The following is a 12,212-nucleotide window of genomic DNA, read 5'->3' as shown; positions in this document are numbered from 1 at the left end:
TCACAACTCACCGCTCACTATTCACTTTCTAACCTTTCAACCAAGCCTTTCGCAATGCAGTCTGAGCTGCCGTAGCTTCCGGATTTACAACCAGTTTTTTTCCTGTGGTGTAAGGTTGTGTAGTAACCGTTTTAATAAGAACATCTTCACCTTCTCGGTCCAACACCACTTCAATATCTTTCCCCAATTCCCAACCATACATTTCCATAAATACATTGTTTGCATTCTGCAATGTAACATCTGTCCCGTTTACTGTTTTAATCACATCGTTGGGTTTGGCGCCAACATTGTTCCAAAAGGTGTTGTTTTCAACCAAATTAGAAAAGAAAATACCTCTATCGGGGCTGCCGCTAACAATTGGTGTTCCACCTTGTAATACAAAGTTGCTTTCAACCTGCCCTTCTACTTCTATCAGACCTGCTTTTTGAAAGAATTTTGAATAATCTATTGGTGTAGTACCCTCAACGTGAGTTTTTAAGAATTCGGCCACACTTGGATAGGTCATGGTTCCAATTTCCTGAATTATAGTATCATCAGTAAAAGGTTTGTTTTCTCCGTACTTTGCGGATAACTCCTTCATAAGGGATAACATACTTCTGTTGCCATTACTTTCTTCCCTCATTAGAATATCAATACACATACCAATTAAAGCTCCTTTCTGATACACATTGTAATAATTTGAAGCATAGGGTTCGCCCAAAACGTTTTCGCTCATTACTGTAAAGCTCATGCTGTCGTCCATTTGACGAGATGTATCAATCTTTTCAATTAGTGTTTTATAAAACTGATCTTCAGAAATCAAACCTTCGTAAATCTGAAAATGATGCGCAAAATATTCGGTAACGCCTTCATACATCCAAAGGTGCTTGGAAAAGGTAGGATTGTTATAATCGAAATAATGCACATCTTCAGAATGTACCGACAATGGAGTTACAATATGAAAAAATTCGTGGGCCACCACATCGGTCATAGATTTTGCAAGACTTTCGGCTCCCGCAGATTCCGGCATCACAACAACAGTGGAGGTATGATGCTCTAACGCACCGAAGCCCTGTGGCGAGTCTTCTTTTCCATCAGACAAATACAAAAAGATATCATAACGAGGCGTAGAATTTATATCTCCCAGATATTTCTTCTGCCCCTGCATCATTTTAAACATTGTCCCCTTAAGATCGGCAGCAGTATAGGTCTTATTCGGGGAATAAACGCTCAACACAACTTTAATATCTCCAACCAAAAATTCTTCTACATCCAGCTTGCCGTACATCATGGGATTGTCGGTAATATCGAAATAACGAGGCGCGAAATAGCTGGTGGTACTCACCTTACCATCATCACTTAATTTTTCGCCGGTATTTTGGAGCGCAGAAGACCGTACAAAATCAGACGGAGCCGTTACGTCGACTGTATATTGTCCATTTTTTAAACTGTCGAAATACCCAATAAAACCATGTAAATTCAATACATAATTGTCCGGAGCAATGTTAGTCCCTGAAGGTGAAAATGGTGATTTTCCTTCTGATTCTACATCAAAAGTATCGTTTACGTAATAGGTGATTTTGTCTAATTGTGTAGCGTTTGCAATGGTCCAGGTGTTGGTGTCGGTTTTGGAAACAGCCAATGCATTTCCTTTGTAATCCAAGGCTTTAAAATCGTCGATAAAGTTTCCAAAGTCACTCACGGCATAGGTTCCTTGTACAACTTTTGGAATTCGGTACGTAACAACCTCCTGACTAAAACGTCCCGGATTGATAGTCACAGGGACTTTATCGTTCACCACTTTGGTTAGGTCTAAACTTGTGACAATTGGAGTGGTAGTCCCAAAATCGTTGATTGATGTTGAGGCGGGTCCGCAACTTACCAGCAAAGCCGCAAGACCTAGAGTATAAATTATTCTTTTCATAGGAATTTATTAGTTTTTATACTAGACGGTAAAACGGGAGGATTGTTACAACGATTTTAGTTGTTTGCATCATTTTTTTCAGCTTCCGGTTTCTTGCTTATTATTTGCTTTCCGGTAAACCTTGAAAAAATCACAAAAGTCTTGGTGGTGTTTATAAAATACACCCCTGTTAACAAGACGACTGCAGCAACGATGGACTGTGTTGTAATTTGTTCATTTAAAAAATACCAACCCAGCAAAAGTGCTATAATCGGATTTACATAGGTTGAAGTTGCCACTTTTTCGGGAGAAACCACTTTCAGTAAATAATTAAAGGAGGTAAATGCAACAATGCTTCCAAAAACAATCAAAAGAAGCATGGAAATCTGTACCGGCTGGCTCCAAACGGTTGGCATAGTCCAAGTCTCCCCGAAAATAAGGCTCGAAAGCATGAGCATCATTCCGCCGGTAAGCATCTGATATCCGGTATTTACAAAATAGTTTTTGGGTAAATCGGCTTTCCCAACAAACAAACTTCCATATCCCCAGCTAATCATACACAGGAAGATCATGATCATTCCAATAATGGAATTTTCCTGATTCACCAATTCTTTCTGACTTACCAGTAAATAAATTCCAACGACCCCAAAAACAACCCCAACAACAGACATGGGTTTAATCTTCTTCCCCTGAAATATGCGCATCAATAATAAAACGACCAGTGGTTGCGCCGAAATCTCTAAAGCCGCAAAACCACTGTCCACATATTTGAGCGCCCAGACAACGATTCCGTTTCCGAAGGTGAGAAACAAAAATCCGGCGATAATTGTGTTGATAAATTGTTTTTTTGAAATGGCCAAAGAAATTCCCATGGCCCTTGCAATTACAAAAATGAGCAGTCCGGCAGTGGTAAATCGAATGGAAGCCAACATGAAGGGAGGCAACTCATTTACGGCAATTTTATTCAGCAGATAGGTCGAACCCCAGATTACATAAATCGAAAAAAAGGCGAGGATTACTAGTACTAAATTGGACGATTTTGGCATCGTATGAAATCTGCTTCTTTAGAGACTACAATAGTAAGCATAACTTTTTATAAAGTTTCTTAATCTATATTATCTTAATTTATACTAACGTAACTTTTTGTTATAGTTCTAATATTAATCTTCCGGCGGATAACCGTGGATTTCTTCAAATATACTGTCAAAATTTTCGCGCAGATGCGCTCTCAATTTCAGGCGATAATCGTCTTTTAACCAGGTGAGAAAATTAAAAGTACTCTTGCTGATGCACTTTGCATACCTGTCTATGCGATAATCTATGTCGTCACCCAACAATTTGGCAAGTATTAATGCATCGTAAACGTCTTCACTGTTTTCGGTGCAGATATAAGCATGCTGGGCAATAGATCGTTCCAAAACAACCTTAGAAGATTCCCCGCTGTTGACGGCATCGATATAAGTAGCCTTGATATCGAAATATACCTCTTTACTCTTGGCAAAGGACTCTCTAAGTTCGTCGGGCATCGAATAACGGAAGTTGCTTTCCAACTCTTCGTCGCTCAACAGGCGATCCATATAATAGTCGGGCGACTTGAAAATCGCATTCCAGTCTAAATCGGCTCCCCAGGGACCAAAACGGTAACAATTATTTCCTAAATCGATGACAGAAAACATCGATTTGTTATTTAATATCCGCGACCCCCGACCAATCATTTGGTAATAAAGCGTAAGAGATTTTGTAGCTCTGTTGAGTATGATGGTATCGATAGTAGGTTCATCGAAACCGGTGGTTAAGATACTCACCGAGGTAAGTATGGCATCGGGCGTTTCCCGAAACCATTTTAGAATTAATTTTCGTTGCTTTTTAGTTGCCGTATTGTCCAAATGTGCAATAGGCAGTCCTGCTGCTTTGAAGGTGTGATATACCTGTATGGAAGTGTTTATTCCGTTGTTGAAAATTAAGGTTTTCTTTCCTGTAGCGTGCTTTCTATAGGCTTCCAGTAAAATATCCAGCATCGAATTACTGGTATACAAATCTTCCGAAGATTTTACAGTATAATCGCCATTCGATCCCACTTCCAGGGTAGTAAGACCCATATCGTATTGAAACATTTCGGCCCGCGCCAAAAATTCGTTTTCAATTAAGGCTTCAATGGTTTCACCAACAATAAGTTCGTTATAATTATCCTTCATGGGAAGGTTTTTATTCGAACTCAAGGGAGTGGCAGTAACGCCTAAGACAAAAGATTTTTCAAAAAATTTAAAAAGCTTTGTAAATGAGTTGTAATGTGCCTCATCAATAATCACAAGCCCAATGTCCGAAATATCCAGTTTGTTGTCATGCAAACGATTGTTTAAAGTTTCGACCATTGCAACAAAGCAACTGTACCTACCCTGATCGTCGAGATTGGCAGTACTGTTTACCACCTTGTTGACCACGCCAAAGCCGGTAAGCATCTCGGAGGTTTGTTTGCACAATTCTATTCGGTGGGTCATTACCAACACCTTCTTGTTGTGGTGCTTTAAATATTGACGAACTATTTCAGAAAAGATAACTGTCTTACCTCCACCGGTCGGCAGTTGGTAAAGTAAATGATAATCGTCCGGAGCGGTTTCAAATTTCTCAAAAATCTTCGTAATCGCCCCTTGCTGGTAGCTATAGAGCTCTTTGTCTGTTTTCCGTTCCTGTAATCCAATTGCAATTTCCGCCATACCATCCCCTCTTTTGGGTTTGCAAAAGTACCGCCTTTTCTAAGTTTTCAACGAATATTTAACCAAAAAGTAGCGAAATAGTTGAAAACTTTAGTTTCCAAAAAATAATTTTCCCTTTTTTAAGCTGCTTTACCAATCGATAGGTCGGTAATCTTTTAAAAATTTGCCACTCCAATGCTTTCCTGTATTTATCCCGTCTATTAGAGGATCCATCACGCGCGCGGCGCCATCTACTATATCCAATGGAGGTTGAAAATCGTGAACTTCAATTTTATGCTTCGAAAGTTCCGCCGGATCTTCATCGGTTACCCAACCGGTGTCAACTGCATTAATGTAAATTCCATCCTTGGCCAGGCTTCCCGCAGCCGTATGTGTGAGCATGTTGAGAGCGGCCTTTGCCATGTTTGTATGCGGATGACGGTCTTCCTTGAAAAAACGATGAAACTTCCCTTCCATTGCTGAAACATTAATGATGTGCTTCATGCCGGTATTTTCCTTTTTCATCATTTCTGAAAGGCGGTTGCACAAGACAAACGGTGCAACCGAATTTACCAATTGCACTTCTATCATTTCAGTGGTTTCAATTTCGCCTAGTTTCAATCTCCAACTGTTCGTTTTCCGAAGGTCCACCTGTTGTAAATCGGCATCCAACTGTCCTTCAGGAAAGACTTCTTTGGCCGACAGCGAGTTGTCGAAACTATAGGGAATTTGTGAAAGCTTTGCTGAAGCCCGTATTCCAACTCCGGGCTCCGGACTGTGCCACGTTACCGGCAATGTATTGTTTTGAAGCGGAATAGCCCCTTTCGAAAGCGACTTTAATTCCTGTAGACAGTGTGTATGATCCTGCAATAAGTCGGCTGCATATTTGGGTAAATTCTCTAAAGGCAACTCCTCGTTTGCCATAAGATGGGCATAAAAACCGGAAGGACGACGTACGGTTTGTGCTGCATTGTTAATTAGAATATCCAATCGGTCGTATTGCTGCTCAATATAATTGCAAAAAATCTCTACACTGGGAATGTGTCTTAAGTCTAATCCGTGAATTTTTAATCGGTGACCCCATTGTGTAAAATCGTCTTCTTTCGAAAACCGCAAGGCAGAATCTACCGGAAAGCGAGTCGTGGCGACCACTGTTGCCCCTGCCCGAAGTAGCATAAGGGTGATGTGATAGCCAATTTTAAGGCGGGAACCGGTAATTACGGCAACCTGTCCTTTTAAATTAGTAGTCTGAAAACGCTTTGCGTAGTTAAAGTCACCGCATTCGGTACACATGGTATCGTAAAAGTGATGCAACTTGGTAAATAGGGTTTTACACACATAACAGTTACGGGGAGATTCCAGCTCAGGAGTGTCTTTTTGTGCGAGTTCGGCGACCGGGAGGAGTTTTGGTGCGACAAAGACTATGTTTTCTCTGGCACTGCGAATACCGGTTACTTTTCGCGCGTTTTTATCCTTTGCAAATTGTTTGCGTTTTTCGGCCTTTTTGGCATCCTTTTTCCGACGCGAAAATTCATCCCTGTTGGGTCGGGAAAGCATCCCTGATACTTTAATAAGTTCGGTTCGCTGTTCCTTCGGAATTTCAAATAATTCGTTGGTATTAGCATTTAGATGCGCCAGAATGGCGATGCATTTCTCTATTTCTTCGGAAGTAATTGTAGATAGGATATCTGTTTCGGGCTTTTCCATGGTAAAAAACTAAAGGAGCAAATGTAATTTTAAAAATGGTGCGTTTTCAATTTTTCTGAAACGTGAGAACTATTTTTTATTGCGTTTGTTATAGTTCTTATCTCCTTTTGTTTTGGGCTTTTTGTATTTTTTCTTGATAATCCTTTTATAGGAACCACCCTGATTTTCCTTGGCATTTTTCTCCTTCTTTTCATGAAAACCTGCTCCCGGAACATAATCGCCGGATGGTTTATGCGGATTATTGGGTTCTGTAAGTTGCGGCTGCTCTTCGGGCGCTAATTGTTTCGATATTTTTACTTCGGAAGGCACATCCTTTTCGGGAATTTTCATATCCATCAACGCTTCGATGGCTTCCTTATGTTTTGTTTCCTTTTCGGTATAAAATAACAAAGAAGTACCCTCCTTCTCTGCTCTTCCGGTTCTTCCAATACGATGCATATAATTTTCGGGGAAGGCCGGGGTGTCAAAATTGACAACATGTGAAATTTCATCAAGGTCCAAACCACGCGCCATAACGTCGGTAGTAACCAGAATTCGGTTCTTACCCTCGTCGAATTGTTTTATGGATCGCAAACGGTAATTCTGAGTTTTGTTGGAATGGATTACACATAGTTCGTCATTAAAATGCTCATTGAGCACGTTGAATAACAAATCGGCACTCTTCTTATTCGAAACAAAAACAAGTACCTTGTTGAAAGTTGTGGCATCCTGAAGCAAATTAACCAACAGATTTGCCTTGGTATAAAAATTTGGGACGGCATAACTGCTTTGGGCTATGTTTTCAAGCGGGGTCCCACTTACGGCAACAGCAATTTTATGTGTGCCTATAAAAAAATCGTTGATAAGGGTTTCAATTTCTTCGGTCATGGTAGCCGAAAACATGATGTTTTGTCTTCTTTCCGGTAAAAGTTCAAAAATATTGGTGAGTTGAAACCTGAATCCCAGGTCCAGCATAACGTCTACTTCATCGATGACCAATTTTTTGATTGCCTTAAGTTGCAAGGCTCTGCAAAGCACCAGGTCGTATAATCTTCCGGGAGTTGCCACAACAATGTCTGCTCCCAATGCCAGGGCTTCCTTTTGTCTGTTTATGTTGGTGCCACCATAGACTCCAAGAACTTTGATATCGGAATATTTTCCGAATTTTTCAATTTCTTCCACCACCTGCACTACCAATTCTCGGGTGGGTACCAAAACTAATACTCTAGGCTGAATTTGTTTTGCAAACGGAAGCATCTGCAGGATGGGCAACATATAGGCAAATGTCTTTCCTGTACCCGTTTGTGCAATTCCTACTACATCCTTGCCCGAAACAATTATTGAAAAGGCCTCAGACTGAATAGGAGTTGGCTTTTCAAAGCCTAAATCGGTTATAGCGTATTGAAGTTGCTTTGAAATTTTAAAATCGTCGAAAGACTGCATGGTTTGCTGTTCTGCGGGTTACACCTTTTTCACTTTAACGGCGTTCATTCCTCTTTGTCCCTTTTCAAGTTCGAAAGAAACGTTGTCATTTTCTGCGATTTCATCGATAAGCCCGCTTACGTGGGTGAAATATTTTTCCTGATTCACAGAGTCGATGATAAACCCAAATCCTTTGGAGGTATCGAAAAAAGAGACTTTCCCTTGACGAACGGGATCAAATACTTCTCGATCGCCTTCGGCCATTTTAGGAATACTTATTTCAATACTCTCTACGTCCACCTTTATTTTCTTGGATGGATCCGGAGGTGTGTCGGTTAAATTTCCGAAATGATCTACATAAGCAAATTCGCTTCCCGGCCCTTTTTCTTTGGCTTCGGCTTTTCTCGCTTCTTTCTTTTTCTGCTTATCTTCTCTTTTTTTTAACTTCTGCTTTTCTTTTTCTTTTTTGTTATAAGTCTGTTGTGATTTTGCCATTCGATTGTTTTATAGATGTTTACGTTATTGTAATTAAAGAAAAGATTCATCTGTTAAACGAATGCTTGAATACAACTAAGGGAAAAATCCTATTCAGTAATATTCAGAGAGAAGGGAGTGATTTACTTCGCTCTTTCCTAAAGACTTCTGCAAAGATACCATTTGCCGAGCACTTTTTCATATTTATTAACAAATCGTAGATAGAGTCGTTTCTTATCATACATCAATGAATAGATAGAAAGAACCTTTTACTTTTGTTTAAGTCAATAATGAAGTCGTATATATTGATTAGATTCCTTTCATAAAGGAACTTTAATGTTTCACAATAAAAATTTACTAATATGAATACAAAAAATATAGAGCTTGTTGCGGCTCCCAGACCTCCACATTTTGTTGGTGACGGATTTAGAGTACATAATTTTATTCCAAGCGGATTCCGTATGGACATGGAACGTATGAGTCCGTTTATCATGTTAGACTACAACTCGAAGTTTTACTTTCCTCCTACCGATACTCCTCGTGGCGTTGGGGTGCATCCTCACCGCGGTTTTGAAACAGTAACAATTGCCTATAAGGGCAAGGTTGCTCATCACGACAGCAGTGGTGGTGGCGGCGTTATTGGTGAAGGAGACGTACAGTGGATGACAGCAGCTTCGGGAGTTTTGCACAAGGAATACCATGAAGAGCAATTCAGTAAAGAAGGCGGCGATTTCCAAATGGTACAATTGTGGATTAATTTACCTGCAAAGGATAAGATGTCCACTCCAAAATATCAGGGTATTAAAAATGCCGATATCAAGACATATCAGCTGTCAGATAAATTAGGGTTTGTGGAAGTCATCGCAGGAGAATATAAGGGAATACAAGGCATTGCTGATACTTTTACACCGGTGAATATGCTCAATGGCCGACTTAAAAAAGGCGGAAAAACAGATTTTTCTTTTCCTGCCGAATACAATACCGGATTGTTGGTAATTGAAGGCAGTGTTATTGTAAATGCGGCCGAAACAGTCCCAACAGATCATTTTATTTTGTTTGAAAACGAAGGGGAAACATTTACTGTGGAGGCTTCTGAAGATGCAGTATTCTTAGTGCTTAGTGGAGCTCCTATCAATGAGCCCATAGCAGCACAGGGACCCTTTGTAATGAATACCCGCGAAGAGTTGGTGCAAGCCATTAACGACTTTAATATGGGTAAATTCGGGTATTTAGAAGACTAAAAACGCCAATGATTAATTACAACCCGATTTTCTGAAAGGCTACAATTTTTCAGGAAGTCGGGTTTTCTTTTCAAACATTGTTACAAAATTTAATAGGGCTTAAAATTCTTATGAGCCAACTCCTTACGTACTCTACTTAAACTTTCGGGGGTAATTCCCAAATAGGAGGCAATCATCCATTGCGGTACCCGTAACAGAAGATCGGGATACAGTTTTACAAAATTCAGATACCTTTTTTCTGCCGAAGCACCCAGTAAGAGGTTAATGCGCTTCTGAAGCTGTCTAATGTGATTGTGCAGTAGTTTGTTGTTGTATTTGCGATACGAAGGACTCAACTCCGATGCATTGTTTATAAAATCATCGTTGACAAAAAGCACTTCCGAATCTTCAATCGCTTCAATTATAAAATAGGAAGGGTCATTAAAATAAATACTGCCGCGATCTCCGGTAAACCAATTTTCGGGGGCAAACTGAATAATATGTTCCTTGCCTGCCTCATCCAGCGTATACATTCGAAGCAGTCCCTTTTCAACAAAAATGGAATCTCTGCAAATATCCCCCCGCTTCAGTAAAACACTGCCTTTTGAGAAGGATTCAGCTCGAAGATACGCCTGCAATCGTGCAAAAACAGCATCTTCAACAGCTGCTTTTTCCTTCAGATATTTTCTGAAATTTTTAAAAAGCATTGTCTCTGTCTCCATAGCTTTCAGTTTACTTTACCAATTCCTTCTGAACATTCGCAGGAACAGGTTGGTAGGACGAAAATGTAGACCTGAAAGTGGCCCTTCCCTGTGTTAGTGATCGTAAATCGGTGGAATAGTTATACAATTCTGCTTCCGGAGTAATACACTTTAAAATTTGATAGTTATTATTGTTATCAATACCCTGTATCATCGAGCGACGCGACTGTAAATCGGTCATAACATTCCCCACCATTTCTTCAGGAACCTTTACAGTTAGTTCCATTGTTGGCTCCAACAATTTCGGATTGGCATTTAAAAATGCCTCCTTAAACGCATGGGCACCGGCTATTTTAAAGGAAATGTCGTTAGAGTCTACAGAGTGCATTTTCCCATCGTACACCATCACCCGCACATCACGAATGTAAGAGCCCGTCAACGGACCTTCCTCCATAACTTCCAACACACCTTTCATTACCGAAGGCAAATAGCGTTGATCGATCACCCCGCCAACGATACAATTGTAAAAAATTAGCTTGCCTCCCCATGTGAGGTTAATTTCATCTTTTCCTCTAATATTAAAGCCTTGCGGCTCTTCCATTCCTTCCATCCAGGGTTCTATCTTTAAATGAACTTCGGCAAATTGCCCCGAGCCACCGGATTGCTTTTTGTGACGGTAATTGGCGTTGGAAGAACGTTGTATTGTTTCCCGAAAGGAGATTTTGGGTTTTTCAAATCGGGCCTCAACTCCATAAAGATTCCGGAGCGTCCAATCTATAGTCGCCAAATGTAATTCTCCTTGGCAAGACAGGATAATTTGTCTGGCTTCTTTCGAAAAGGACACGATTACTGTGGGATCCTGACTGTGAATTTTGCGCAGTGCATCACTCAATTTTTCCTCGTCTTTGGTGTTTTCTGCAAAGACAGCTTTTCTAATTCTAGGTTCGGGATACTGAATGGGCTGGATGGTCATATTATTTCCCGGAGCTGTGAGGGTATCGTTGGTCTCGGTATATTTTAGCTTTAGAGTCGCGCCAATATCACCTACCGTTAGCTTGGTAACCGATTTTCTTTCTTTTCCGTCCATGATAAAAAGCTGATTGATAATTTCCTGCTCATCATTTCTGGCATTGATCAATTTATCGTTCAGTTTTACTTCGCCCGATTTCACCTTAAAAAAGGTTATCTGCCCTAAATTGGGTTGGTATACGGTCTTAAACACAAAAAGAGCCGTTTTGGCTTCTTTTTCTGCGGGAATATCGGCTCCCTCCACACTTTGCTCTGCTTTTAAATCGGCTGCAGCCGGAGCCACATTGTCTATAAAGCCCATGAGACGTCCGGAACCCATATCGTTTAGTGCCGACATGCAAAAAACAGGAAACAGCTCATGATTTAACATCCCGGCTTTGATACCTTCCCGCATCTCATCTTCGTTTAATGTGCCTTTGTCAAAGAACAACTCCATCAATGCTTCGTCGTTTTCGGCAGCTTTTTCGATTAATTCGTTGTGGAGTTCGTTTGCGATGTCCAACTGATCTGCAGGAATTTCATGCTTTTCGGGTTTTCCTCCTTCCGGAGAAAATTTGTAGAGTTTCATTTTCAACACATCGATAATACACTGTGCCCCGTCCATTTTATAAGGATACTGTATTTGTATGGCATTGTTTCCAACCAATGATTTGATGCTCTTGAAGCTTTCGTCAAATTTGGCGTTGGGATGATCAATTTGATTGACAACAAAAAGTGTTGGGCGTTGAAACTTATCGATGTAACTCCAAATAATTTCGGTCCCTACCTCCACTCCGTGCTGTCCATTTAACACGGTTACGATGGTATCGGCCACTCTGATAGAAGAAATAATTTCACCAATGAAATCGTCCAATCCCGGGGTATCGATAATATTAATTTTGTAGTTGCGCCATTCGGTGTGCAAGGGGGTGGCAAATATAGAATTTCCTCGTTCGTGTTCAATCTCGTGATAGTCTGAAACGGTATTTTTAGCTTCTACCGTACCGCGCCTGTTAAGGAGTCCTGCTTCAAATAACATAGTTTCGGCCAGCGTTGTCTTCCCGCTATTATGAGCGCCTACGAAGACTACATTTTTAATGTGTTTGTCGTCATATATTTTCATACG

9 protein-coding genes are annotated in these 12,212 nt (G+C 40.5%); 1 reads left to right on the top strand and 8 read right to left on the bottom strand.

Going from position 1 to position 12,212, the window contains the following annotated elements; translation table 11 throughout:
• Positions 1–28: 28 nt before the first annotated feature.
• From ATE92_RS11440 to ATE92_RS11415, 6 genes are all read right to left on the bottom strand, one after another.
• Positions 29–1,903 carry a peptidase M61 gene (locus tag ATE92_RS11440; RefSeq protein ID WP_100803847.1) on the bottom strand — a complete coding sequence of 625 codons (1,875 nt, stop codon included), beginning with the start codon at positions 1,901–1,903 and terminating at the stop codon, positions 29–31.
• A 56-nt stretch (positions 1,904–1,959) separates the two neighbouring features.
• Entirely contained in the window at positions 1,960–2,928 is a 969-nt protein-coding gene (locus ATE92_RS11435) for an EamA family transporter (protein WP_100803846.1), read from the bottom strand.
• Between the two features lie 114 nt (positions 2,929–3,042).
• Positions 3,043–4,596, bottom strand: a complete 1,554-nt coding sequence (locus ATE92_RS11430) for a DEAD/DEAH box helicase (protein WP_100803845.1) — start codon at positions 4,594–4,596, stop codon at positions 3,043–3,045.
• A 129-nt stretch (positions 4,597–4,725) separates the two neighbouring features.
• Positions 4,726–6,282 carry an SDR family NAD(P)-dependent oxidoreductase gene (locus ATE92_RS11425; RefSeq protein ID WP_100803844.1) on the bottom strand — a complete coding sequence of 519 codons (1,557 nt, stop codon included), beginning with the start codon at positions 6,280–6,282 and terminating at the stop codon, positions 4,726–4,728.
• Between the two features lie 69 nt (positions 6,283–6,351).
• Positions 6,352–7,704 carry a DEAD/DEAH box helicase gene (locus ATE92_RS11420; protein ID WP_100803843.1) on the bottom strand — a complete coding sequence of 451 codons (1,353 nt, stop codon included), beginning with the start codon at positions 7,702–7,704 and terminating at the stop codon, positions 6,352–6,354.
• A gap of 18 nt (positions 7,705–7,722) precedes the next feature.
• Positions 7,723–8,178 (bottom strand): cold-shock protein, encoded by a 456-nt coding sequence (locus ATE92_RS11415; RefSeq protein ID WP_100803842.1) that lies wholly within the window; start codon positions 8,176–8,178, stop codon positions 7,723–7,725.
• A 341-nt stretch (positions 8,179–8,519) separates the two neighbouring features.
• Here ATE92_RS11415 and ATE92_RS11410 point away from each other — a divergent pair, with 341 nt between their 5' ends.
• Entirely contained in the window at positions 8,520–9,398 is an 879-nt protein-coding gene (locus ATE92_RS11410) for a pirin family protein (protein WP_100803841.1), read from the top strand.
• 89 nt (positions 9,399–9,487) lie between these two features.
• Here ATE92_RS11410 and ATE92_RS11405 read toward each other — a convergent pair whose 3' ends face one another.
• Both ATE92_RS11405 and ATE92_RS11400 read right to left on the bottom strand, forming a co-directional pair.
• The gene (locus ATE92_RS11405; protein ID WP_100803840.1) at positions 9,488–10,099 is read right to left on the bottom strand and encodes a Crp/Fnr family transcriptional regulator; all 612 of its coding nucleotides are present in this window, start codon (positions 10,097–10,099) and stop codon (positions 9,488–9,490) included.
• A 10-nt stretch (positions 10,100–10,109) separates the two neighbouring features.
• On the bottom strand, positions 10,110–12,209 hold the full coding sequence (locus ATE92_RS11400) for a translation factor GTPase family protein (protein WP_100803839.1): 2,100 nt from the start codon (positions 12,207–12,209) through the stop codon (positions 10,110–10,112).
• Between the last annotated feature and the right edge of the window lie 3 nt (positions 12,210–12,212).

Source organism: Ulvibacter sp. MAR_2010_11, assembly GCF_002813135.1.
Taxonomy (GTDB): domain Bacteria; phylum Bacteroidota; class Bacteroidia; order Flavobacteriales; family Flavobacteriaceae; genus Altibacter.
Note: the sequence above shows the minus strand (reverse complement) of the source record. Positions and strands in the feature narration are given on the sequence as shown.

What these genes read in the sequence shown, in the direction of transcription:
- ATE92_RS11440 (WP_100803847.1), bottom strand. Translation starts at nt 1,903, where the DNA reads ATGAAAAGAATAATTTATACTCTAGGTCTTGCGGCTTTGCTGGTAAGT.
- ATE92_RS11435 (WP_100803846.1), bottom strand. Translation starts at nt 2,928, where the DNA reads ATGCCAAAATCGTCCAATTTAGTACTAGTAATCCTCGCCTTTTTTTCG.
- ATE92_RS11430 (WP_100803845.1), bottom strand. Translation starts at nt 4,596, where the DNA reads ATGGCGGAAATTGCAATTGGATTACAGGAACGGAAAACAGACAAAGAG.
- ATE92_RS11425 (WP_100803844.1), bottom strand. Translation starts at nt 6,282, where the DNA reads ATGGAAAAGCCCGAAACAGATATCCTATCTACAATTACTTCCGAAGAA.
- ATE92_RS11420 (WP_100803843.1), bottom strand. Translation starts at nt 7,704, where the DNA reads ATGCAGTCTTTCGACGATTTTAAAATTTCAAAGCAACTTCAATACGCT.
- ATE92_RS11415 (WP_100803842.1), bottom strand. Translation starts at nt 8,178, where the DNA reads ATGGCAAAATCACAACAGACTTATAACAAAAAAGAAAAAGAAAAGCAG.
- ATE92_RS11410 (WP_100803841.1), top strand. Translation starts at nt 8,520, where the DNA reads ATGAATACAAAAAATATAGAGCTTGTTGCGGCTCCCAGACCTCCACAT.
- ATE92_RS11405 (WP_100803840.1), bottom strand. Translation starts at nt 10,099, where the DNA reads ATGGAGACAGAGACAATGCTTTTTAAAAATTTCAGAAAATATCTGAAG.
- ATE92_RS11400 (WP_100803839.1), bottom strand. Translation starts at nt 12,209, where the DNA reads ATGAAAATATATGACGACAAACACATTAAAAATGTAGTCTTCGTAGGC.